Source organism: Bartonella sp. 220B, assembly GCF_026930205.1.
Taxonomy (GTDB): Bacteria; Pseudomonadota; Alphaproteobacteria; order Rhizobiales; family Rhizobiaceae; genus Bartonella.
The window spans coordinates 219,761-242,250 of record NZ_JANHOI010000002.1 but is presented as its reverse complement, the minus strand read 5'-3'; the positions used below and the strand labels follow the sequence as shown (position 1 = coordinate 242,250).

Here is a 22,490-nt window from a genome sequence, read left to right as displayed (position 1 = left end):
AAACATAATTTTTTTCATTCTTCTTTTTCAAAATAATGAGATCATTCATTCATCTCTTCAGCAATCAGCCCATTAATAAAAGGTTCAAGAAAGGAGCATCGTTCGCGTTTTACTGTTTCGGCTAAATAAATCGATTTAATAAGCGATAGGGACTGATCTAAATCCTCATTAATGACAACATAATCGTAAGAACGCCAATGCTGCATTTCTGTTCGTGCATTTCTCAATCGTAAATTGATAACATCTTGGTTATCTTCTGCTCGACGATGCAAACGCGAAATAAGCTCCTTCATTGATGGTGGCAGAATGAAAACAGATACGGTATCCTCTGGCATTTTTTTTTGAAGCTGTTCGGTTCCTTGATAATCAATATCGAATAACATATCTCGACCATCTCTCAATACGTTTTCAACGCTTTCCCGCAAAGTTCCGTAATAATTCCCATGAACTTCTGCCCATTCAATAAATTCATCACCCTCACGTTTGCGTTCAAACTCTTTTTTTGAAATAAAATGATAATGAAGGCCATCTACCTCACTAGGACGTCTTTGCCGTGTCGTCACACTGATGGAAAGCTCTAATTGTTCATCTTTCAAAAGCAATCGAGAAAGAGTTGATTTGCCCGCTCCTGAAGGTGAAGAGAGAATAAATAAAAAACCACGACGGTGATCTCTTTTTTTTGCCCTTAATTTATCCTCAAAGAATGTCGTCATACTGCTTTACTTTTTCAACTGTTCTTTAAACATCCATAATATATTTTCTTTAATCTTCAAAAGCTAATGTTTTTCCTTCTTTAATGCACGCCACTTGCGAACATTCATATTATGTTCCTCTAAAGTTCTAGAAAAAACATGCCCTCCCGAACCATCAGCTACAAAATAGAGTACATCACTGCTGGGTGGATGTGCCACCGCTTTCAAAGAATCGCGACCTGGATTTGCAATAGCCGTTGGTGGCAAACCATCAATTTTATAAGTGTTATACGGTGTTTCCTTCTCAAGATCCGAACGATAAATTGCACGACCGGATGGTATCCCTTTTCCACCAAAGAGACCATAAATGACCGTTGGATCCGATTGAAGACGCATATGTTTTGCAAGACGGTTATAAAACACCGCAGCAACCTGCGGTCTTTCTGCTGCAATTCCTGTTTCTTTCTCAACAATTGATGCCAATATAACAAATTCATCTATGGATTTAATTGGCAAATCAGGTGAGCGCGTAGCCCATATCGCGTGAATTAATTTTGTCTGTCCTTCACGCAATCTGTTTATAATTTCTTTACGCGTTGTTCCTCGAATAAAACGGACAGTATCTGTCATCAAACTGCCTTCTGGAGGCAAAACTTTTGGAAGATCTCCAATCAAAACTTCATGAGCAGCTAATCGATCAAAAACTTGTTGAACCGTTAAACCTTCCGGCACTGTAAATGTATATTCAATAGATTTCCCTTTCACAAGAATATCCATAATGTCCCGCATCGAGGCATGCGCTGGAATTAAATATTCACCAGCTTTAAGATGTGTCGTTTTTTGATGGTAACCAACTCCATAAACAAAAACATCAGATGACCGAATAAGCCCACGTTTTTCAAGCAATGAAGCAATCTCACGAATTCCTGTTCCTGGATAGATAAGAACAACTTGTTCTTCCCCCGTCATCCCCCTTCCTTCAAATATACTTTTTCCAATATAAAGAGGGATACCGATGCTTAAAATAACAATCACAATCATCATGAGAAAAAAATGCCCCAGAATGACCAAAGGATTGCGTACAATAAACGATTTCTTCCGTCTCTTCTGTGCGAACATATGATTATCTGCTAAACGATTCGAAGAGGAATCATTTACGTCCTTGAATGGTTTTCCATTTTTCACATCGGACATAATTATCAACCTCAATAGCTTTTATGTACTATAACGCTCATTTCTCACTAAAACTTTTATAAATTTTATAATAAAATAGAAAAAACAGAAACAGAAGAACAAATATAAAGTGTTTATTATTTCTCAAAGCGGCGCATGACTAAAGACGCATTAGTTCCACCAAATCCAAAAGAATTAGAGAGAATCGTATCAATCTTTCGTTCACGTGGTTTATGTGGGACAAGGTCAATTTTCGTTTCAATAGATGGATTATCAAGATTAAGTGTTGCTGGAGCTATATTATCTCGTATAGCTAAAACACAAAAAATAGCCTCAGCAGCACCGGCTGCTCCAAGTAAATGCCCTACTGATGACTTTGTTGATGACATAGATACTTTTGGTGCATAATGCCCCAAAACGCGTTCAACAGCTGCCAACTCTATAGTATCAGCCATCGTTGAAGTTCCATGCGCATTAATATAATCAAGCTCGCTTACATCCACTTGTGCGCGCTTAAGAGCAGCCATCATACTACGCTGTGCACCTTCACCACTCTCTGAAGGAGCAGTAATATGATAAGCATCGCCAGATAAACCATAGCCAATAATCTCAGCATAAATACGTGCCCCCCGTTTTTTTGCATGTTCAAGCTCTTCTAAAACAACAATCGCAGCTCCCTCCCCCATCACAAAACCATCACGATCAATATCATAAGGACGTGATGCGCGTTCAGGATCATCATTACGACAAGTAGAAAGAGCTCTACAAGCAGAAAAACCAGCAAGAGAGATTCGATTTATCGGAGATTCAGTGCCCCCTGCCACCATTACATCGGCATCACCCAAGGCAATCAAACGTGCCGCATCACCAATTGCATGCGCACCTGTCGAACAAGCTGTCACAACCGAATGATTAGGACCACGCAAACCGTGTTTAATAGAGACATAACCAGAAGCAAGATTAATCAAACGTCCTGGAATAAAAAAAGGAGAGACACGCCTTGGGCCTTTATCACGAAGTGTATACCCAGCCTCAACAATACCTTCTATACCACCAATACCCGAACCAATTAATACACCTGTAGAAACCTGATCTTCATCACTTTTAGGAAACCACTCAGCATCTGAAAGCGCTTGGCCAGCAGCAGCCATTGCATAAACAATAAATGCATCAACCTTACGCTGTTCTTTGGGATCCATATACAAATCAGCATTATAGGTACCCTCTGTTCCATCCCCTAGGGGGATACGAGCAGCAATTTGGCATGGCAAATCGGACACATCAAATTCAGTAATGCGTCGAACACCACTTTTCCCTTCAAGAAGACGTTTCCAACTCCATTCGACATCACCAGCTAATGGAGATACCAATCCTAAACCAGTAACAACAACACGTCTCATAACTTCTAACCTTGAATTGAGATTCACCTCTCAAAGCTTATTTCTCAAAATAGCTCTAAAGAATAAAGGCAAAAGCATTTTACGCTTTTGCCTTTCAATCATCACGCAGAAGCTTTATCGATAAACTTTACTGCATCACCAACTGTGAAAATCGTTTCAGCAGCCTCATCTGGGATTTCCACACCAAATTCTTCTTCAAAAGCCATAACGAGCTCCACCGTATCAAGGCTATCTGCTCCTAGATCATCGATAAAGCTCGCATTTTCTACTACCTTATCGGCATTCACTCCAAGATGCTCCACGATAATTTTCTTAACGCGCTCTACTGTATCACTCATGTTGAAATCCTCAAATTTATATTACTTTCCTATAATTGGGTTAACTATATCGCATCATCTAATCAAGCAATAGATGCATTTACTCTCAAGATTTTAGCAACAATTTAAAACACCCTGTGGATATCCCCTACAAAATGAACCAATCTGACATTCCGACATAAATTGATTAACTGATTATATTAAGGAAACAGAATACATTTTCTCATTTCGCTTGATATTACTAAAATAATAAAATTTATAAATCAATGTGAAAAAAATACTTAAATCATTGCCATTCCACCATTGACGTGGAGTGTTTGACCTGTCACATAGGCTGCCTCATCGCTTGCTAGATAAACAGCAGCAGAAGCTATTTCTTCTCCACTCCCCATACGCTTCATTGGAATTGCAGCCATAATAGTTTCTTTTTGCTTTTCATTAAGCTTATCGGTCATTGCGGACTTAATGAATCCTGGAGCAATACAATTGACCGTAATGTTTCGTGAAGCAATTTCTTGTGCCAATGCTTTCGAAAAACCTATCAAACCTGCCTTTGCAGCACAATAGTTCGTTTGTCCAGGATTTCCAACAACACCAACAATAGATGTTATGTTAATAACTCGTCCATAGCGACGTCGCATCATAGAATGCGTTAATTCACGTGTTAAAGTAGAAGCAGCTGTCAAATTAACCGCTAAGACATCATCCCAATCTTGATCCTGCATACGTATAAAAAGATCATCTCGGGTAATTCCTGCATTGTTTACAAGGATATCAACACCACCCATTTCTCTTTCCGCTGCTTCAGCCAATTGCTTAATAGATTTACGCTCAGAAAGATTAGCGGGAAACACAAAAACATCTTTTCCTAGATCTGCTTTTCTCAGATCTGCAGCGACTTCTTTAAGCTTTTCTTCACGTGTTCCATGGAGTCCAACAATGGCCCCTTGTGCATAAAAACAACGCGCTATTGCCTCACCAATCCCTCCCGATGCTCCCGTCACAAGAGCTTTACGACCTGTTAATTTAAACATTTTTTAGACTCCTTATCGATTAAACGCCAAGCATCTGTAGTGCTGTTTCTATTTCCTCAGCTGTTCCAATTGTTAATGCCTCTACATCCTTATTAATACGACGCGCTAAACCTGTTAATACTTTTCCAGAACCAACTTCAAAAAGTGTATCAACCCCATGAGCACTGATCCACTCTATCGTTTCACGCCATCTCACTCTCCCTGTTACTTGTTCAACAAGAAGCATAGCAATACGCTCTGGATCACTTTCTGGTGTAACAGAAACATTGGCAATGAGAGGAACAATAGGAGCCTTTTTATTAACAGTCAAAAGTGCTTTCTTCATGGCATCAGCAGCAGGTTGCATTAAGGACGAATGGAAAGGCGCAGAAACAGAAAGAAGAAGTGCACGTTTCGCACCTTTTTTTGATGCAAGCTCTACCGCTGTCTCAACCGCTTTCGCTTCACCTGAGATAACAATTTGTCCCCCTCCATTATCATTAGCAATCTGACATACTCCTTTTCCAGAAACAGTCTCACAAATTTCTTCTACATCTTGCTCATCCAATCCAATAAGTGCTGCCATAGAGCCATCACCAACAGCAACAGCAGCCTGCATGGCATTTCCACGAATACGCAAGAGCCTTGCTGTATCACGAAGACTAAATGTACCAGCAGCACAAAGAGCCGAATATTCTCCCAAAGAATGACCTGCAACAAATTTTATCTTTGATTCTATATCAAGCCCTAATTGTTCCATCACACGAATAATAGCTATAGATACACACATTAAAGCTGGTTGAGCATTTGCTGTTAACGTCAAAACATCTGCTGGACCTTCAAAAATGATATTTGATAATTTCTCACCTAAAGCATCATCAACTTCTTCAAAAACCATCCGAGCTGCAATAAATTGCTCTGCGAGCGCTTTGCCCATACCAACAAGTTGGCTCCCCTGTCCTGGAAAAATAAAAGCTGCCACCATTCCTCAACTCCTAAATTATGTAATTAAATTATCTGCTTTTGATCTTATTCATCAGCACAAATCAAGAGAAAGCCATTTATTTTGAACGGATATTTCTCTTAAAGTTATACTTTAATGGTGGAATTTGATATAGAAACTTAGGAAAATATGGCGCTATAAAATGAAGAACGCCCCAACTGATAAAGCAGCCTAAAATTGTGCCAGCTAAAACATCAAAAGGATAATGTACACCGACAAAGATACGCCCCCAACAGATCAAACATAAAAACACCGCGGCAAACCGAGAAGCAACTTTGTATCGATAAAAATAAAGATTCGCCATATAAGATGCGAAAGTCAAGGCATGATTACTCGGAAAAGAAGCGGTTGCACGATGCTTAATGAGTGGTGTTGTTAATCCCACAACAAACGGACGTGGATGAAAATAAATAAGAGAAATAAGATAACCTATAAAAAGAGCTGCACAAATGCTCACACAAATGCTTAGTGTTACGCGTCTCTCTCTCTCTTCACCGCAAAACCATAACATACAAAGATGTAATGGAATAATATAAATCAAAAACTTCGCACAAAAAATACCCAATAAAACTAAAACTGACCAAGATTGATGACTGCCAGCAAACATTTCAAAAAGTGCAACATCAATTCGATTTAAAAAATCCATTCTTTTTTCCTTCATGTTTATAGCTTATCAGCATCATAATCTTTTAAAAGAATGAAACCTATAAAGAATAGGTCAAGATTCAATAAATCAATTTTTTATACGCATAAACTTGCTATTTTTAAAGATAAGCTGTAGATATCAAACTTTCGTTACCGGCACTTTGGCTGGAGGTTGAACGGAGGACTGGAAAATAACCAGTAGGAAGCGCAATGTTTCCGACCTCCTGTGTCTCCGCTCTCGAATGTCTCGAATTGTAAACGCGTCCTTTCTTCTTTGGATTTCCAAAAAAGACAAGTCGCAGAGGCTTTGCGCTAAAACCGGTAAAATTTAATTGAAGAAAGGCAAAGCAATGGCTCTTTATGAACATATGTTCCTTGCCCGGCAGGACATTGCACCGCAACAAATTGATGAACTTTTGAGTGTCTACAAAGGTGTCATTGAAGCACACGGTGGAAAAGTTGGGCGCGTAGAAAATTGGGGTCTTCGTCCCCTCGCTTATCGTATTCGCAAAAATCGTAAAGCTTATTATGTACTGGTTAATATCGATGCACCTGCTGCAGCGATTGCTGAAGTTGAACGTCAAATGCGAATCAATGAAGATATTCTGCGTTATATGACTATTCGTGTAGAAAAACATGAAAAAGAAAAATCTGCTATGTTCTCACGTATTGATCGTAATGGTTATGATGAAGAACGTCCTCGCTCTGTGCGCCGTCAACGTGAAGATGTCATGGAAGGAGTAGAATGATGACTGATATGAATCAAACTGCAGCACGCCGTCCCTTTCATCGTCGTCGCAAAACATGTCCCTTTTCAGGTGCTCATGCCCCTAGAATTGATTATAAAGATATCAAACTGTTGCAGCGCTACATTTCAGAACGTGGGAAAATTGTTCCTTCACGGATTACAGCTGTCAGTCAGAAAAAACAGCGTGAATTGGCTAATGCCATCAAGCGTGCTCGTTTTCTAGGCTTACTTCCTTATGTTATAAAGTAAGTTATCAGTACACTTTAGCAACTGGGGAAACTCCCCAGTCGCTTTTCTTGTATGCTTCAGAAAAACAACTGATTGCAGAATACACGGATAAATATTAAAAGTTGAGGCATTGGAATGCCCCTAACTGCAATGAGGGCAGGACAGCAACAAATGAAAAATTTTCATATTCATAAAATAATGACCGGTGTTTTAGCGGGCTTATTTGCTGTTGTAATAGGAATGGCAATCATTAGCGTTGCGACTTTCGCGCCCCATTTTTCTTTTCTTCTTGGTTGCTTTCTTTCATTCCCAATTTTTATTGTTGCGTTTGGACAAGGAACATTAGCTAGCCTCATCGCCCTTATAAGTGCTACTGTCGTTCTTATCATAACGACTAATATCTATACTGCTCTTGGCTTTATGCTCTTATTCTTCCTTCCTGCTGTCTACGCTTCTTGGCTCCTTGGACTTGCACAGTCAGCGCAAAAAGAAAACGCATTGATATGGTATCCATTATCATCGGTTATTTTTCGTTTAACCAATTTTATCGCTCTTATAGCAACTCTCATCGGGCTCTATGTCCAAACCCATCCATCACCTCCCTTCATTGCAAAAAAAATTACTGAAAATATCGTACAAGCTATGCAAAAGGTGCAAACACCACAAGAAGCAGATATACTCGCTTTTAGTGAGCTTTTAACACCCCATGCCGCAACTTTTACAGCTATTGCTCTGACAATTTATAGCTTGATTTTTCTTGTTGGTAATCTTTATTTTTCGATGATAACTGCTCAACATATGAAGTGGCTGAAAAGACCTCGTGATGATTGGAGTAAAACTCTTCGTCTTCCTCTTTCTGGAATTATTATTTTCATTGTTGCTTGCATAGCATCAATGATTGAATTGAGTGCTCCCATTGATTTGGGTACGCGTACCTTTAGCTCTGCATATACTATCGTTATATCAATCAGTGGTCTCGCATACCTCCACAATATTACAAAAGGAATCAATGGCCGCGCGATTATACTCTCTCTTGTTTATGTTGCTATTTTAACGGTTGTTTTTGCTCCACCTATTTCTTTCATGATGCTCTTGATGGGTATTTGGGCAGCTATTCAATACAATTTTCAATCACGCAAAAAACTTCACTAAATTTATTGTTCGAAAGGAAAAACTATGGATATTATTCTACTTGAGCGTATTCCTCGTCTTGGTCAAATGGGTGATATTGTCTCGGTTAAAGATGGTTATGCACGTAACTTCCTCTTACCTCAAGGCAAAGCTTTACGCGCTAATGAAGCGAATAAAAGACATTTTGAAATGCAACGTGCACAACTCGAAGCGCGTAATCTTGAACGCAAAAGCGAAGCACAAAAAATTGCTGAAAAACTTGATGGTAAATCGTTTATTGCTGTTCGTTCAGCTGGTGAAACAGGACAACTTTATGGATCTGTATCAACACGTGATATTTCTGAAATCATAACAAATGAAGGCTTTTCTATTGGACGCAATCAGATTGAGTTGAATCATCCAATAAAAATGATCGGTCTCCATACCATCACTTTGAGTTTACACCCTGAAGTTCAAATTTCTGTAATCATTAATGTTGCGCGTTCAGTCAGTGAAGCACAACGTCAAGCAGAAGGTGAAACCCTAATCTCTGCTGAAGCAATCTATGATATTCAAAAAGAATCATTAGAAGAAAATCAGGAAGAACTATCAGCAGAAGAAATGAACGATAATGATGCAAATAGCACTGATAAAGAAGCTTAATAGCCATTTTTACTCTCTGTCTTGCATTTTTTCTTTTTCTGTCGTCTGATAGATTGATATGTTATAGAATATTTAGCCTTTTAGGCTAAATATTCTATTGTTTTGCCGTAAAAACCGAATTCTTATGAAAAAATCGTCTTCAGCGTAGTAGTGACCAGAAATCACACAGTTTAGAAATACAGTCAGCAAAAACATTCCCATATGTTGTTTTATTAAAAATAAAAACAATTTTTTAAGGTTCTGCTCTTTAAAAGAGTGCCCTGCATAAAGTGGTAAATTGATTACATCACCCATCTCATTTGAAATAATTCAAATCATAAAGAAAAATAATTTTACTCACAGCAATATTAAAACTTTAGCATCTTATAATATCAAAACACTGAAGATAAACATCGTGTTTTTTAGAACATCGAAAGTGCAATTTGGAAAATTTTTGTATTTAAAATAAAATATAAAGGAATAGCTTGTATATAAACTATACACAGATGATAAACTAGAAATCAACGAGAACCTAAAAAATTGAAAGTGTGATTTTAACTTAAAACGAAGATTTGGTCCTTTATCCCTTTTAGGTACAATGTTTGATCGGTTTTCTAAAATAGCTAAACACGAAATTTTAGTGGAAAAAACTGTTATGGAAGAAACAAGCGTCGTTAATTTTAGCTCTTCACAAAAAGAAGATTCCTCTTCTTTCCAGCAACTTCCGCATAATATTGAAGCTGAACAAGCATTGCTAGGAGCACTTCTCATCAATAATGATGCTCATGATCGTGTTGCGGATTTTCTAAAGCCAGATCATTTTTTTGAACCATTGCATCAAAAAATCTATGCTGTTTTATCCCACCTTATTGAAAAAGGAAAAATTGCGGATCCTGTTACTATTAAGCCTTTCATTCCAGCTGATGAAAAAATCGGAGATATCAATGTATACACTTACGTTGTCCGTTTGGCAAAAGAAGCCGTAACAATCATTAACACTGAAGATTATGGACGAGTCATTTATGATCTTTTTCTCCGACGCTCCTTGATTAATATTGGAACTCAAATTGTCAATACAGCCTTTGATGCTCCTGTAGAACTCACACCATCTATGCAAATTGAAACTGTTGAACAACATTTGTTTGAATTAGCAGAAAAGGGAAAGTATGGCGGTGGATTTGAAAATTTCAATGATGCTGTCAAAAAAGCTGTTGAAATGGCAAATGCTGCTAAAAAGCGTTCATCACACTTATCAGGAATAGCCACACACATTAAAACACTTGATGAAAAAATGGGAGGATTACAAAAATCTGATCTCATTATCCTCGCCGGGCGTCCCGGAATGGGAAAAACTTCACTTGCGACCAATATTGCCTTTAACATTGCCAATGCTTGCAATCGTGATAGAAAAATACAAGAAAATGAAGGAGGCATTGTTGGATTTTTCTCACTGGAAATGTCTTCAGAACAGCTGGCAACCCGTATTATTTCTGAACAAACAGAGGTTTCTTCTTCTGATATCCGTCGTGGAAATATTTCAGAAGAGCAATTTGCAAAAATTATCCGTGCTATGAATCGCTTACAAAAAGCACCGCTTTATATAGACCAAACGGGTGGTATATCAATCACACAATTGGCAGCACGCGCACGCCGCCTCAAGCGGCAACACGGTTTAGATGTTTTGATTATTGACTATATTCAGCTCATGACAAGCAATTCAAAGCGTTCATCTGAAAATCGTGTTCAGGAAATTACAGAAATTACTACAGGATTAAAAGCATTGGCGAAAGAATTGAATATTCCCATCATTGCCCTTTCACAACTTTCTCGCCAAGTTGAAAATCGAACAGATAAACGCCCACAACTCTCCGATTTGCGTGAATCTGGTTCCATTGAGCAAGACGCTGACATCGTGCTTTTTGTCTATCGTGAAGAATATTATCTCAAAAATGAAGAACCAAAGATAGGCACTCTTGAATATGAAAAGTGGCAAAATACAATGGACAAAGCTTTTGGAAAAGCTGACGTTATTGTTGCAAAACAGCGCCATGGACCAACGGGGACTGTTCATCTTGCCTTTCAGTCTGATTACACACGTTTCAGCGATCTGGCAGATAGTCATTATCTTCCCGAACAAATTGGTTAAATTATCATGGCACGTCACCGTCTCCAATTTATTTGCCAAAATTGTGGAACTATTCATTCACGTTGGTCTGGGAAATGTAATTCCTGTGGCGAATGGAATTCCCTTATCGAAGAAAATGAAAATAGTGGTATTGGTAGCGGTCCTACACAAAATGTCCGTAAAGGACGTATAGTGGCCCTTACATCTCTTTCTGGAGATCTTCAAGATGCTCCTCGTATTCATTCTGGCATTGCTGAGCTTGATCGTGTTACGGGTGGAGGATTTGTTCGTGGATCGGCATTGCTTGTTGGTGGAGACCCAGGAATCGGAAAGTCAACATTGCTCACACAAACAGCAGCTGCTTTATCGCGAAAAGGGTATAACGTTATCTATGTTTCAGGAGAAGAAGCACTTGCACAAATATGCCTTCGTGCTCAAAGGCTTGGAGCTGCTAATACAGAGGTAAAACTTGCTGCTGAAACAAATGTTGAAGATATTCTTGCAACCTTAAGGGAACATAAAAATCTCGATATGGTTATTATCGATTCCATTCAAACTTTATGGTCAGATGCTGCAGATTCAGCGCCGGGTACGGTCACACAAGTGCGTATTGGTGCTCAAGCAATGATCCGTTTTGCAAAAAAAACAGGAGCAGCTGTTGTTCTTGTTGGTCATGTTACAAAAGATGGGCAAATTGCGGGTCCCCGTGTTGTAGAACATATGGTTGATGCTGTTCTCTATTTTGAAGGTGAAGGGGGACATCATTATCGAATCCTTAGAACTGTAAAAAATCGCTTTGGACCAACGGATGAAATTGGTGTTTTTGAAATGTCTGATAAAGGATTACGAGAAGTCATAAATCCATCCGAACTTTTTTTAGGTGAACGAAATGAAAAAGCACCAGGTGCAGCTGTTTTTGCAGGAATGGAGGGAACGCGTCCTATACTCGTAGAAATCCAAGCGCTTGTGGCTCCCTCTTCACTTGGAACACCACGGCGCGCTGTTGTAGGATGGGATGGAAATCGTCTTTCAATGATTCTTGCTGTTTTAGAGGCTTATTGTGGTATTCGCTTTGGACAACATGATGTCTATCTTAATGTAGCAGGAGGATATCGCATATCCGAACCAGCAGCTGATTTAGCTGTTGCAGCAGCTTTGGTCTCTTCACTCGCAAACATTCCTCTTCCAACTGATCATGTCTATTTTGGTGAAATCAGCCTTTCAGGAGCCATTCGCGCTGTAGCGCATTCAGCACAACGTATCAATGAAGCGAAAAAACTTGGCTTTCAAGGGGCTGTTCAACCTACTACAACAACTGAAACAACGAAAACATTCAATTTTCAACAAAAAACATTCTCTAATCTTCCTATGCTAGTTGCCGCTATTACTACAGGTAAAAAATGATCCGCACTACATATATAATAATATAGAAAAAATTCTACAAAATATAAAATATCCCTGCTATAAGAATAAAAATGGCATAACTAGAAATGTATGTATACTCATTAAAAAAAACACAACTTTATGTATAAGGAACAAACAAATGATCATAACAGTCCTTGATGGAATTGTCGTAGCAGTCATCCTGTTGTCCGCTTTTCTCGCTATGCTCCGAGGGTTTTCACGCGAGGTGCTATCGTTAGTTTCTTGGGCAGTAGCAGCTTTTGCTACACTATTTTTATTCAAACCTTTCTTGCCCTTCTTTGAGCAATATCTTTCTAATAAAATGATCGCATTGATCACAACATTGGTCACGATTTTTATTGTTGTTCTTATTATTACTTCAATCATTACCATGAAAATCTCTGATTTTATTATTGATAGTCGAATTGGTGCCCTTGACCGCACTATCGGTTTTGTTTTTGGAGTATTCCGAGGATTATTTATCATGGTTATAGGCATGCTTCTTATTAATGCGCTTGTTAAACCCGAAAATCAAGCTAACTGGTTAAAAAATGCAACAACAAAACCCATCTTAGATTCATGGGGGCAAAAGGTTTTACAAATACTTCCTGAAAATCTCGATACTGTCCTCGAAAAAGCAGAAAAAATGTTTAAAAAAGACGATACTCATACACAGAATAACCACTCTCAATAAAAAAGCAATTCGGCAAAATGGGAAATAATTTGTTATGGGAAAAAGTTCAAAATAACATCTGAAGGATAAGTAATCATTCTTCATATTACAACTGAAAGAATATGATGACAAAAGGCGATATTTCCAGTCAGGATTTTTTATTGGATGACGATACCCTTCACGAAGAATGTGGAGTTTTTGGTATTCTTGGTCATGAGGACGCAGCAACATTAACAGCTCTCGGGCTTCATGCACTTCAACATCGTGGGCAAGAAGCAGCTGGCATTGTTTCTTACCATAATAAAATGTTTCATCAAGAAAAGCATCTAGGTCTTGTGGGTGATCACTATACAAATCCTGCAACACTTGCCCGTTTACCGGGTAATCGTGCCATTGGACATACACGTTACTCCACAACTGGAGAAATAGCATTACGAAACGTTCAGCCTCTTTTTGCCGAATTAAAAGCTGGGGGGATTGCTATTGCCCATAATGGAAATCTTACCAATGGTCTTACACTACGTCGCGAACTCATTGCTTCAGGTGCCATCTGTCAATCAACATCAGATTCAGAGGTTTTTCTCCATCTTATTGCCCGTTCACGTTATGAATCATCATCTGATCGTTTTGTTGATGCTATTCGGAAAGTGGAAGGTGGATATGCCATGTTAGCGCTTACTCGTACAAAGCTTATTGCTGCACGCGATCCAATAGGGATTCGACCTCTTGTAATGGGAGAACTTGACGGTAAACCAATCTTTTGTTCCGAAACCTGTGCTCTTGATATCATCGGAGCAAAATATGTTCGCGATGTTAAAAATGGCGAAATTATCATATGTGAAATACAAAAAAATGGGGAAATTACGAAAAAAATCATAAATTCAGAGAATCAAAAACCAGAAAAGCTTTGCCTTTTTGAATATGTCTATTTTGCGCGTCCTGATTCAATTGTTGGAGGACGCAATGTTTATACAGTACGTAAAAATATGGGAATCCATTTGGCGCAGGAAGCCCCCTGTGAAGGTGATGTTGTGGTTCCTGTTCCTGATGGTGGAACACCCGCTGCAATCGGCTATGCACAAGAAATTGGAATTCCCTTTGAGCTTGGGATTATTCGTAATCACTATGTTGGTCGCACTTTTATCGAACCAACACAACAAATTCGTGCTTTTGGAGTGAAATTAAAACATTCTGCAAATCGTTCTGTCATCCAAGGAAAACGTGTTATTTTGGTTGATGATTCTATTGTACGGGGAACAACATCCCTCAAAATTGTACGAATGCTCCGCGATGCAGGAGCAAAAGAAGTGCATATGCGCATTTCTAGCCCTATGATTTTCTATCCCGATTTCTATGGTATTGATACACCTAAAGTTGAAAACTTGTTGGCTAATCAATATCCAGACTTAAAATCCATGTGCGATTTTGTTGGTGCTGATTCATTAGAGTTCCTCTCAACCGATGGCCTCTATCTTGCTGTAGCAGGAGAGAAACGAAATAATATTGATCCACAATTTACTGACCATTATTTTACCGGACATTACCCTACACATCTGGTTGATCAAGAAAGTATTCCTAAAATTCATCAATCCTCTGTTCTTAAAACAAGAGATTAATGATGACAAAACTTGATTTTAGTCTTTTTGGTCGTGTTGCGCTTGTCACCGGTGCTTCAAGGGGTATTGGTTATCATTTAACATTAGAGCTTGCGAAACGTGGTGCTCACATTATCGCCCTTGCACGAACAGTGCGTGGTCTTACTGAGCTTGACAACAAAATCCGAGAAAAAGGCGCATTTGCAACACTCGTCCCACTTGATTTACATCATATGGAAAACATTGATACTCTGAGTGTTTCAATTGCTAAACGCTGGAAAAAGCTCGACATTATGGTTACAAGTGCAGGAATTCTTGGTACGCTCTCACCAATAGCTCATGTAGAAAATACGGTCTTTGAAGATGTTTTACAGATAAACCTCATCAGCCAATGGCGCTTAATGAAAGCTGTAGAACCTTTATTGCGTAAGTCTGATGCTGGCCGAGCAATTTTGTTATCCTCAAGCGTTGCTCATGTTGCACGTGCTTTCTGGGGACCTTATGCTGCCTCTAAAGCTGCTTTAGAAATTATCGCGCGATGCTGGGCAGAAGAACTCAAACAAACCCCTATCAAAATTAACTGTGTCGATCCCGGTGCAACACGCACGGATATGCGTGCACAAGCCATGCCTGGTGAAGATCCTCAAACGCTCCCTTCACCACAAGAAGTTGCAACAAAGATAATACATTTAGCTTCACCTCATTTAAAAGAAACAGGAAAACTTTTTAGCGTTCGTAAAAATAGGTTTATAGATTATCATGTCCCTGATTAACTATAGAAAAAACAGAGATAGTCAACCTGAATAGAAATTTCTCTTTGCTTCTATTCTTCTTTCCCAAAATATAAAGTTCTATAATTCTTTATACTTTTCAGCATTGGTCTTTTTTTCTTCCAAAACAGCGCGTTTATGATAAGCAATAAAACTACAGGGGAGAAAAATCATATAGCAAACAGCTGTAACCAATAATGTATACCATGTATAAGTTGCAAGAAAACCGACATAAATAACAATACCCAACATGCACGGTACAACGATATCACGCCTCAAATTTTGATCAATTGTTTTTGCATTCCATACTGGTAAGCGACTGACCAAAAGAAAAGCAATGACCACAGTATAAAGGCTAAAAAATAATGCCCAACTCCAACTTGGGACCAAACCAAGAGCTCCTAAATACATAGGTAATAAAAGCAGTAACGCCCCTGCTGGTGCAGGAACACCAACAAAATAATTGCTCTGCCATTTTGGTATATCCTTATTATCCAACATCACATTAAAACGTGCTAATCGCAAACAACAAGCAACACAATAGACAAGTGCTGCCACCCAACCAACTTGGTGCGCTTGTTCTAAAACAAAGGAATATACAATAAGCGCAGGTGCAACACCAAAATTAACCACATCAGCAAGAGAATCCATCTGTGCCCCAAAAGATGAACTGCCATCCATTAAACGAGCGATACGTCCATCAGCCCCATCCAAGACTGCTGCCAAAAGCACCATTAAAATAGCAGCCTCATAACGATGCTCAAAAGCTAAACGAATACTGCTCATCCCTGCGCAAATTGCCAAAATAGTGATAATATTGGGAATGACATATCGCATCGGTGTAGGTGAACGCCACCGATTCGCACCGTCATCCTGTTGCCCATCAGGATTAAATGAAGAAAAGAGCGAAAAAATTTTCATTGTTCATCCTAGTCGAATCTAAAATAAGTTGTCTCACTCTGATCATCAAAAGAACCTAAAACTGTTTCTCCTGCAATTGCTGTTTGGCCAACTGCAACATGCAATCGCACTTCAGTTGGTATATAAATATCAAGGCGAGAACCAAAACGAATTAATCCAAATCGTTCTCCAGCAGTTACAGAATCATTTTCTTTTGACCAACAAACAATCCGGCGAGCAACCATCCCAGCTATCTGCACCATACCAATTTTACCATGCTTACTATCAATCACCATCCCATTACGTTCGTTAAATTGACTCGCCTTATCAAGCTCAGCATTGGTAAATCGTCCTGGACGATAAACCATAGATTCTACTGTTCCACTTATGGGGATACGGTTGATGTGGCACGAAAAAATATCCATAAATATGGAAACACGAATCATTTCCTCTTGACCTAATCCCAATTCTTCAGGTGGAACACACGGTCCAACAAATGAGATACGTCCATCAGCAGGAGATATAACAAAATTTGAATTTAAAGGAACCACACGATCTGGATCACGGAAAAAATATATACACCATACAGTAAGAATAAGACCACACCAAAACAAAGGACTCCACATCCAACCAAGAATGAGCGAAATAATAAAAAATGCCACAATAAAAGGGTAGCCCTCTTTATGAATCGGCACAAAGCTATTATGGATAGATTCTAGAATACTCATATAATTTCCTATTCATAGTATAACCCTTGACAAGGTATCAATCTTTTTGTTCTTTTGTATGTTTTTTGTGTACTTAATCAATTCCTTCATATAAAGTTATAGATAACATTTGCACAGCTTATTTTTTGCGATTAACAACACCTATCTCATCTTCTTCACGCATTTTACGTAATTTCTCTTCAGCTTGCGATGCTTCGAGCTGCTTATTCCACATTGAAGCATAAAGACCTTTTTTCCTTAAAAGCTGTACATGCGTTCCATTTTCAATAATACGACCATTTTTAAGAACCAAAATTTCATCAGCATTGATAACAGTAGACAAGCGATGCGCAATGATTAAGGTCGTACGCCCACGGCTTACGATATCCAGTGCTTGTTGAATTTCCTGTTCTGTTGCCGTATCAAGAGCTGCCGTTGCTTCATCCAGAATAAGAAGGGGAGGAGCTTTTAACAACGTCCGTGCAATAGCTACACGTTGTTTTTCACCACCTGATAATTTAAGTCCACGCTCACCTACCATAGACTGAAAACCTTCCGGAAGCATCTCGATAAATTTTGATATCTGTGCCATTTCAGCCGCTTTGCGCATCTCCTCCTCTGTAGCAGTTGGACGCCCATAGTAAATGTTATATGCAATTGTATCGTTAAATAACACCGTATCCTGTGGTACCATACCGATAGCTTCACGTAAACTTTTTTGCGTTACGTCACGGATATCTTGTCCATCAATTGTGATAGAACCTGCATCAACATCGTAAAAACGGAAAAGTAATCGAGAAATAGTGGATTTACCAGCACCTGATGGACCAACAATTGCAACCGTTTTGCCTCCAGGAACCTCGAAATTAATATCTTTAAGAATTTGGCGAGCTGGATCATAAGAAAATTTTACCTGATGAAACCGAATGGTACCATCATGCACCATCAATGGTTTAGCATCTGATTTATCAACAATCTCCTGCTGAACGTCTAAAAGATCAAACATGGCTTCAATATCAGTTAATCCTTGTCGCACATCACGATAAATTGAACCAATAAAATTTAGAGGAATAGAAAGCTGTATTAAAAGCGCATTAATAAAAATAAAATCCCCTAAAGTTTGTGTATTATGAAAAACTTCGTAAGTTGACATTAACATCAGAATAGACATTCCAATACCAAAAATAAGAGCCTGACCAAAATTAAGCCAGCTTAAGGATGTCCAAATTTTTGTTGCTGCTTTTTCATAATTTTCCATAGAAGAATCAAAGCGACGTGCTTCTAGAGTTTCATTACAAAAATATTTGACTGTTTCAAAATTTAAAAGAGAATCAACAGCACGCGTATTGGCTTCGGTATCTGCCATATTCATGTTCTCCCGAATACGAATACGCCAATCACTTGCCTTAATTGTAAACCAAGTATACAATCCCACCATGATGACAACTATGAACAAATAACGCCATCCATAGTTGATATAAAATACAAATGCTGTCAAAATAAATTCTAAAACCGTTGGTACTGTGTTCAGAATTGAAAATCGAACAATCGCTTCAATGCCCTTTGTCCCACGCTCAATCACGCGAGAAAGACCGCCAGTTCGTCTTTGCAAATGAAATCGCAAAGATAATTCATGAACATGCATGAAGGTCTTATAAGCTAATTGGCGGATAGCATGTTGACCAACCGTTGCAAATAGAGAATCACGTAATTGATTTAATGCAGCTTGAACAATACGTGCAATGTTATATGCCAAGACGAACATAAGAGGAATAAAACAACTGGATGACGTCCACATAGAGAATTTAGAGCTTACATCAAGAGTATCCGTAGCATATTTAAAGAAATACGGTACAGATATGAGAAATAGTTTAGCTAAAACAAGATAAAATATTGCCCATAGAACACGTATTTTCAGATCTCGTCGATCTGTTGGCCACATATAAGGCCATAAATTGTAGAGCGTACGCAAAGTCTGTCCTGTATCTGACGATACAGTTTTTATCATTTCATTCTGTTTCATAAAGCACTTATTTCTTTTTCATCCACTCCAAAAGCACGATAATATGCCCTGTAGCCACTACAGTTTTTATCCCCTTGCCATATGCTTCTTGTAAATATACATATTAGCACTTAAAGTTAGACTGTTTTTGAAAAAGGGACAAGAAATAATCCACCATAAGATTTATTATTTTGATCTGTATTCTCATACCATTCCGCCGCAAATAAATTCTCAGCCTTCACATGCTTTTTGTCCAATTCTGCTTGAAGCCATTTCTTTGATTTACCAATTTCTTTAAGCCCTTTCTTAAGAATTTCACCATTTTGTACTACAATAATGGACTTTTTTCCTTCTTCCTTTTTAATAACAGAACAATCACCATTGTTTTCCAAACGAACAAAAGCGGCTTCATGTAAACTACAACCTTTAATACGCAACATCGTAATCAGTTCATTCACGCTTATGCCTAAATTTTTAATTTCATCCATTTGAAAAACACCATCTAAAACCAATGGGATATTTTGCCCAGCAATGAGACGACGAAAAAAGACAGAATAGCGTGTTAAAAAATTAAGAGATGCGATCAAGGTTTGCCAAATGAATAAAACCAGCAATAATTGAACACTGCTAACTTCCGGACTATAAATAATGCCTCCAATGATACTCCCCATCACAAAATTGCTTACTAAATCAACAGGTGTCATTTGGCTAAGACTTCCACGCCCCGTTGTTCTTAAAATGAAAAGGAAAGCGATAAGACCTACAACCAATTTAAATGTGACATATCCGTAATGATATAAAAATTCCATCAAACTGTCTCCCTTGTTACGGAAGCTGCGAGAATATCGGAATTATAAGCGCTTTATCTCCCACACGGTTACACGCTCGCCAGTCTGTGGGTCTTTACTGTCTTTTAAGATAACCCCCTCGGCTGCAAGTGCATCACGAACTCTATCCGCAGCTGCCCATTCTTTATTATGGATAAGCTGTAGCCTTTCGGCAATGCGTTGATCGATAAATTTTTTGTCAAGGGAAGTTTTTTTCATAAATAATGGGCATTCTGCGTCTCTAACCCACTCTTGACACAAGAGCCCAAATAAACGCATCGCATTTGCGAGAGCGACAGCATTACCTGTTTTATAAAATTGTCGTAAAAGAGCAAATGCATTCGGGGTATTAAGATCATCACTTAATGTGTTTATCAAAGAATCATCAAGAAATTCATTCTTCTCCACACATCTTCTTTCACGACGTAGCAATTCATACCAACGATACAGTTCTCTACTAGAATGTACTAAACGCTGCGTTGTCCAATTTAATGGTTCTCGATAATGTGTTTGTAACATTGAAAAGCGTGCGGACAAACCAGCCCAACTTTGTTTCATTTCTTTTGTTAAAACATCATTAAATTCAAAAATATCATTCTCTAAAACAGAACGTATAGTGATAAAATTGCCAAGGCTTTTAGACATCTTTTGTCCTTCAACCTGTAAAAAACCATTATGCATCCAAAAATTAGCCATTCGCTCAGTTCCAAAAGCTGAACAACTTTGGGCAATCTCATTTTCATGATGAGGAAAAATCAAATCAATTCCACCACCATGGATATCAAAAATATTTGCTGTTGGATCATCACAAGTTAAACCACCACCATAGGGTTTTAACAGTTTTGCCATTGACATTGCTGAACATTCAATATGCCACCCTGGACGACCTAAAACAGGAATTCCTGCCGGGGATGCCCAACCTGGTTCTCCCTCTAGAGAGGGTTTCCATAAAACAAAATCCATCTCCTCCCTTTTATAAGCAGCAACATCGACACGCGCCCCTGCCCTCATTTCTTCTAAGGAGCGCTTTGCAAATTCTCCATAATGGGGATGATTTTTTATGCTGCTTACAGAAAACAATATATGATTTTCCGCAATATAAGCATGTCCTTTTTCAAGCAACCTTTCAATCAAACAGCGCATCTCTTCCAAATGATCTGTTGCACGGGGTTGACTGGTCGGCAACAAACAACCAAGTGCTATCGTGTCTTGTTGAAATTGAGAATAGGTTTGCTCCGTTAATCGACGAATAGCCTCATTAAGTACTAACTCTGGATATTCACAAGCTGCTCGTGCATTAATTTTATCATCTACATCTGTAATATTACGTGCGTATATAACGTGCTCTTTACCATAGATATGACGTAACAAACGAAACAACATGTCAAAAACAATAACTGGGCGCGCATTGCCTATATGAGCATAATCGTAAATTGTTGGACCACAAACATAAAGGCGTACTCTCGTTGCATCTATCGGTGTAAAAATTTCTTTTCTACGTGTAAGCGTGTTATAAAATCGCAACTCTTTCATTATTATACTCCGTTAAACGATATGACTCGCCGCTTTTCAAAGTGAATTTTATTCAAAAAATCATTGCATTATGCGGTTTTAAGTTAAAACTTTCGTATATCTTATCTAAAATTCTCACAGTGATCCTATTGCATCGAGGCTGTCTCCATCATTTGTCAAAAAACAATTCACTTTATTGGATTGGATTAAAGCACCCTAGATAAAAATTCTATTTTTCTTGATGAGAAAACTGCTCTAGAAGCAAATCTAGAACGCGCTATACAGCGTAAAATCATACGAAAAACAGATTGCATACAAAAATCTGAAAATTTTAACGACACAAAGCTTCGTCAAAATTTTAAATATCTTCATGATGCTTTCCTTATTCCCTTTCATGCCCTAAATTTTATAACATGCCCGCTCTTGGTAATGATGTGCAAACCATTTTTGTCTTCACCTTGTAACCTATATTCTATGACGAAGCCATTTTATCCGCGATTGTAATCTACGAAGCTTTATTAAAAAGGGGCAATAAACAATGCGTAATCTGATAAAAATTGTTTTTTTTATATTTTTTTTAGCTTTAACATCAACTTTTGCACAACAATCACCACCTTATGAGACAAAATTACTACGACTGGCAGAAATTTTGGGATCCCTCCATTACTTACAAAATCTTTGCAGCACCCCAACAAACCAATGGCATAACTACATGAATGCACTGATTGAAGCAGAACACCCTATGCCACAAAGGCGTGCTTACTTTTATGAAGCATTTAATGAAGCATACCGTGCTTTTTCAGAAAATTATCATCATTGTACGCAATCAGCAATTGAAGCAAATCATAGATATATTAAAGAAGGAAGAGCCTTATCTGAAAGCCTCCTCATGCATTATAATAATGAACCTGTACAAAAATTCCTAACCCCTCAATAAACTATATCAATAACAATACTCTCAACAATGAATAGATTTATAAACCGTCTCTGATATAAATATGAAA

The 22,490-nt window shown here is 38.3% G+C and carries 22 protein-coding genes; 10 read left to right on the top strand and 12 right to left on the bottom strand.

The features are described from left to right. Positions 1-41 precede the first annotated feature (41 nt). From gmk to NPX99_RS02665, 7 genes are all read right to left on the bottom strand, one after another. Positions 42-713, bottom strand: coding sequence for a guanylate kinase (gmk, locus tag NPX99_RS02695; protein WP_269030219.1), 672 nt, complete (start codon positions 711-713; stop codon positions 42-44). Positions 714-776: 63 nt separating this feature from the next. Continuing rightward, positions 777-1,886 (bottom strand): endolytic transglycosylase MltG, encoded by a 1,110-nt coding sequence (gene mltG, locus NPX99_RS02690; RefSeq protein ID WP_269030218.1) that lies wholly within the window; start codon positions 1,884-1,886, stop codon positions 777-779. A gap of 116 nt (positions 1,887-2,002) precedes the next feature. Next, positions 2,003-3,265: a beta-ketoacyl-ACP synthase II gene (gene fabF, locus NPX99_RS02685; RefSeq protein ID WP_269030217.1), complete on the bottom strand. Its 1,263-nt coding sequence runs from the start codon at positions 3,263-3,265 to the stop codon at positions 2,003-2,005. A 101-nt stretch (positions 3,266-3,366) separates the two neighbouring features. Then, positions 3,367-3,603, bottom strand: coding sequence for an acyl carrier protein (locus NPX99_RS02680; RefSeq protein ID WP_004860281.1), 237 nt, complete (start codon positions 3,601-3,603; stop codon positions 3,367-3,369). A gap of 260 nt (positions 3,604-3,863) precedes the next feature. Further along, positions 3,864-4,616, bottom strand: a complete 753-nt coding sequence (fabG, locus tag NPX99_RS02675) for a 3-oxoacyl-[acyl-carrier-protein] reductase (RefSeq protein ID WP_269030216.1) — start codon at positions 4,614-4,616, stop codon at positions 3,864-3,866. Between the two features lie 19 nt (positions 4,617-4,635). Beyond that, entirely contained in the window at positions 4,636-5,580 is a 945-nt protein-coding gene (gene fabD / locus NPX99_RS02670; RefSeq protein WP_269030215.1) for an ACP S-malonyltransferase, read from the bottom strand. Positions 5,581-5,656: 76 nt separating this feature from the next. Next, entirely contained in the window at positions 5,657-6,244 is a 588-nt protein-coding gene (locus NPX99_RS02665) for an undecaprenyl-diphosphatase (RefSeq protein WP_269030214.1), read from the bottom strand. Positions 6,245-6,593: 349 nt separating this feature from the next. On the opposite strand from NPX99_RS02665, the gene rpsF reads away from it, so the two are divergent. The 9 genes from rpsF (at position 6,594) to NPX99_RS02620 (ending at position 15,541) form a co-directional block, all read left to right on the top strand. After that, positions 6,594-6,992, top strand: coding sequence for a 30S ribosomal protein S6 (gene rpsF / locus NPX99_RS02660; protein ID WP_269030212.1), 399 nt, complete (start codon positions 6,594-6,596; stop codon positions 6,990-6,992). Beyond that, positions 6,992-7,240: a 30S ribosomal protein S18 gene (gene rpsR / locus NPX99_RS02655; RefSeq protein ID WP_269030285.1), complete on the top strand. Its 249-nt coding sequence runs from the start codon at positions 6,992-6,994 to the stop codon at positions 7,238-7,240. Before rpsF ends, rpsR begins: the two co-directional genes overlap by 1 nt. Positions 7,241-7,390: 150 nt before the next feature. Further along, positions 7,391-8,371, top strand: a complete 981-nt coding sequence (locus NPX99_RS02650; RefSeq protein ID WP_269030283.1) for a hypothetical protein — start codon at positions 7,391-7,393, stop codon at positions 8,369-8,371. A gap of 24 nt (positions 8,372-8,395) precedes the next feature. Further along, positions 8,396-8,992, top strand: a complete 597-nt coding sequence (rplI, locus tag NPX99_RS02645; RefSeq protein WP_269030211.1) for a 50S ribosomal protein L9 — start codon at positions 8,396-8,398, stop codon at positions 8,990-8,992. A 634-nt stretch (positions 8,993-9,626) separates the two neighbouring features. Beyond that, positions 9,627-11,117, top strand: a complete 1,491-nt coding sequence (locus NPX99_RS02640) for a replicative DNA helicase (protein ID WP_269030210.1) — start codon at positions 9,627-9,629, stop codon at positions 11,115-11,117. A gap of 6 nt (positions 11,118-11,123) precedes the next feature. Next, positions 11,124-12,500 (top strand): DNA repair protein RadA, encoded by a 1,377-nt coding sequence (radA, locus tag NPX99_RS02635; RefSeq protein WP_269030209.1) that lies wholly within the window; start codon positions 11,124-11,126, stop codon positions 12,498-12,500. Positions 12,501-12,639: 139 nt separating this feature from the next. Beyond that, positions 12,640-13,194 (top strand): CvpA family protein, encoded by a 555-nt coding sequence (locus NPX99_RS02630; RefSeq protein WP_269030208.1) that lies wholly within the window; start codon positions 12,640-12,642, stop codon positions 13,192-13,194. 104 nt (positions 13,195-13,298) lie between these two features. Then, positions 13,299-14,789 carry an amidophosphoribosyltransferase gene (gene purF / locus NPX99_RS02625; protein WP_269030281.1) on the top strand — a complete coding sequence of 497 codons (1,491 nt, stop codon included), beginning with the start codon at positions 13,299-13,301 and terminating at the stop codon, positions 14,787-14,789. Between the two features lie 2 nt (positions 14,790-14,791). Further along, positions 14,792-15,541 carry an SDR family NAD(P)-dependent oxidoreductase gene (locus tag NPX99_RS02620; RefSeq protein WP_269030280.1) on the top strand — a complete coding sequence of 250 codons (750 nt, stop codon included), beginning with the start codon at positions 14,792-14,794 and terminating at the stop codon, positions 15,539-15,541. 78 nt (positions 15,542-15,619) lie between these two features. On the opposite strand, the gene pssA is transcribed toward NPX99_RS02620, so the two are convergent. The 5 genes from pssA to cysS form a co-directional block, all read right to left on the bottom strand. Then, positions 15,620-16,459 (bottom strand): CDP-diacylglycerol--serine O-phosphatidyltransferase, encoded by an 840-nt coding sequence (gene pssA, locus NPX99_RS02615; protein ID WP_269030207.1) that lies wholly within the window; start codon positions 16,457-16,459, stop codon positions 15,620-15,622. A gap of 8 nt (positions 16,460-16,467) precedes the next feature. Beyond that, the gene (locus tag NPX99_RS02610; RefSeq protein WP_269030206.1) at positions 16,468-17,166 is read right to left on the bottom strand and encodes a phosphatidylserine decarboxylase; all 699 of its coding nucleotides are present in this window, start codon (positions 17,164-17,166) and stop codon (positions 16,468-16,470) included. Positions 17,167-17,284: 118 nt separating this feature from the next. Further along, positions 17,285-19,168, bottom strand: a complete 1,884-nt coding sequence (locus NPX99_RS02605) for an ABCB family ABC transporter ATP-binding protein/permease (protein WP_269030205.1) — start codon at positions 19,166-19,168, stop codon at positions 17,285-17,287. Between the two features lie 116 nt (positions 19,169-19,284). After that, complete coding sequence (locus NPX99_RS02600) at positions 19,285-19,956, bottom strand: DUF421 domain-containing protein (protein ID WP_269030204.1); 672 nt, start codon at positions 19,954-19,956, stop codon at positions 19,285-19,287. A 42-nt stretch (positions 19,957-19,998) separates the two neighbouring features. After that, positions 19,999-21,507 (bottom strand): cysteine--tRNA ligase, encoded by a 1,509-nt coding sequence (gene cysS, locus NPX99_RS02595; RefSeq protein WP_269030203.1) that lies wholly within the window; start codon positions 21,505-21,507, stop codon positions 19,999-20,001. Between the two features lie 517 nt (positions 21,508-22,024). Here cysS and NPX99_RS02590 point away from each other — a divergent pair. Continuing rightward, on the top strand, positions 22,025-22,423 hold the full coding sequence (locus tag NPX99_RS02590) for a TIGR02301 family protein (RefSeq protein ID WP_269030202.1): 399 nt from the start codon (positions 22,025-22,027) through the stop codon (positions 22,421-22,423). Positions 22,424-22,490 lie beyond the last annotated feature (67 nt).

Bases quoted from the DNA above. Each gene is read 5' to 3' on its own strand.
- NPX99_RS02665 (WP_269030214.1), bottom strand. From the start codon at position 6,244: ATGGATTTTTTAAATCGAATTGATGTTGCACTTTTTGAAATGTTTGCT.
- rplI (WP_269030211.1), top strand. From the start codon at position 8,396: ATGGATATTATTCTACTTGAGCGTATTCCTCGTCTTGGTCAAATGGGT.
- NPX99_RS02590 (WP_269030202.1), top strand. From the start codon at position 22,025: ATGCGTAATCTGATAAAAATTGTTTTTTTTATATTTTTTTTAGCTTTA.
- pssA (WP_269030207.1), bottom strand. From the start codon at position 16,459: ATGAAAATTTTTTCGCTCTTTTCTTCATTTAATCCTGATGGGCAACAG.
- NPX99_RS02650 (WP_269030283.1), top strand. From the start codon at position 7,391: ATGAAAAATTTTCATATTCATAAAATAATGACCGGTGTTTTAGCGGGC.
- NPX99_RS02610 (WP_269030206.1), bottom strand. From the start codon at position 17,166: ATGAGTATTCTAGAATCTATCCATAATAGCTTTGTGCCGATTCATAAA.
- cysS (WP_269030203.1), bottom strand. From the start codon at position 21,507: ATGAAAGAGTTGCGATTTTATAACACGCTTACACGTAGAAAAGAAATT.
- purF (WP_269030281.1), top strand. From the start codon at position 13,299: ATGACAAAAGGCGATATTTCCAGTCAGGATTTTTTATTGGATGACGAT.
- rpsF (WP_269030212.1), top strand. From the start codon at position 6,594: ATGGCTCTTTATGAACATATGTTCCTTGCCCGGCAGGACATTGCACCG.
- NPX99_RS02620 (WP_269030280.1), top strand. From the start codon at position 14,792: ATGACAAAACTTGATTTTAGTCTTTTTGGTCGTGTTGCGCTTGTCACC.
- fabD (WP_269030215.1), bottom strand. From the start codon at position 5,580: ATGGTGGCAGCTTTTATTTTTCCAGGACAGGGGAGCCAACTTGTTGGT.
- radA (WP_269030209.1), top strand. From the start codon at position 11,124: ATGGCACGTCACCGTCTCCAATTTATTTGCCAAAATTGTGGAACTATT.
- fabG (WP_269030216.1), bottom strand. From the start codon at position 4,616: ATGTTTAAATTAACAGGTCGTAAAGCTCTTGTGACGGGAGCATCGGGA.
- NPX99_RS02605 (WP_269030205.1), bottom strand. From the start codon at position 19,168: ATGAAACAGAATGAAATGATAAAAACTGTATCGTCAGATACAGGACAG.
- mltG (WP_269030218.1), bottom strand. From the start codon at position 1,886: ATGTCCGATGTGAAAAATGGAAAACCATTCAAGGACGTAAATGATTCC.
- NPX99_RS02680 (WP_004860281.1), bottom strand. From the start codon at position 3,603: ATGAGTGATACAGTAGAGCGCGTTAAGAAAATTATCGTGGAGCATCTT.
- fabF (WP_269030217.1), bottom strand. From the start codon at position 3,265: ATGAGACGTGTTGTTGTTACTGGTTTAGGATTGGTATCTCCATTAGCT.
- NPX99_RS02640 (WP_269030210.1), top strand. From the start codon at position 9,627: ATGGAAGAAACAAGCGTCGTTAATTTTAGCTCTTCACAAAAAGAAGAT.
- NPX99_RS02600 (WP_269030204.1), bottom strand. From the start codon at position 19,956: ATGGAATTTTTATATCATTACGGATATGTCACATTTAAATTGGTTGTA.
- NPX99_RS02630 (WP_269030208.1), top strand. From the start codon at position 12,640: ATGATCATAACAGTCCTTGATGGAATTGTCGTAGCAGTCATCCTGTTG.
- rpsR (WP_269030285.1), top strand. From the start codon at position 6,992: ATGACTGATATGAATCAAACTGCAGCACGCCGTCCCTTTCATCGTCGT.
- gmk (WP_269030219.1), bottom strand. From the start codon at position 713: ATGACGACATTCTTTGAGGATAAATTAAGGGCAAAAAAAAGAGATCAC.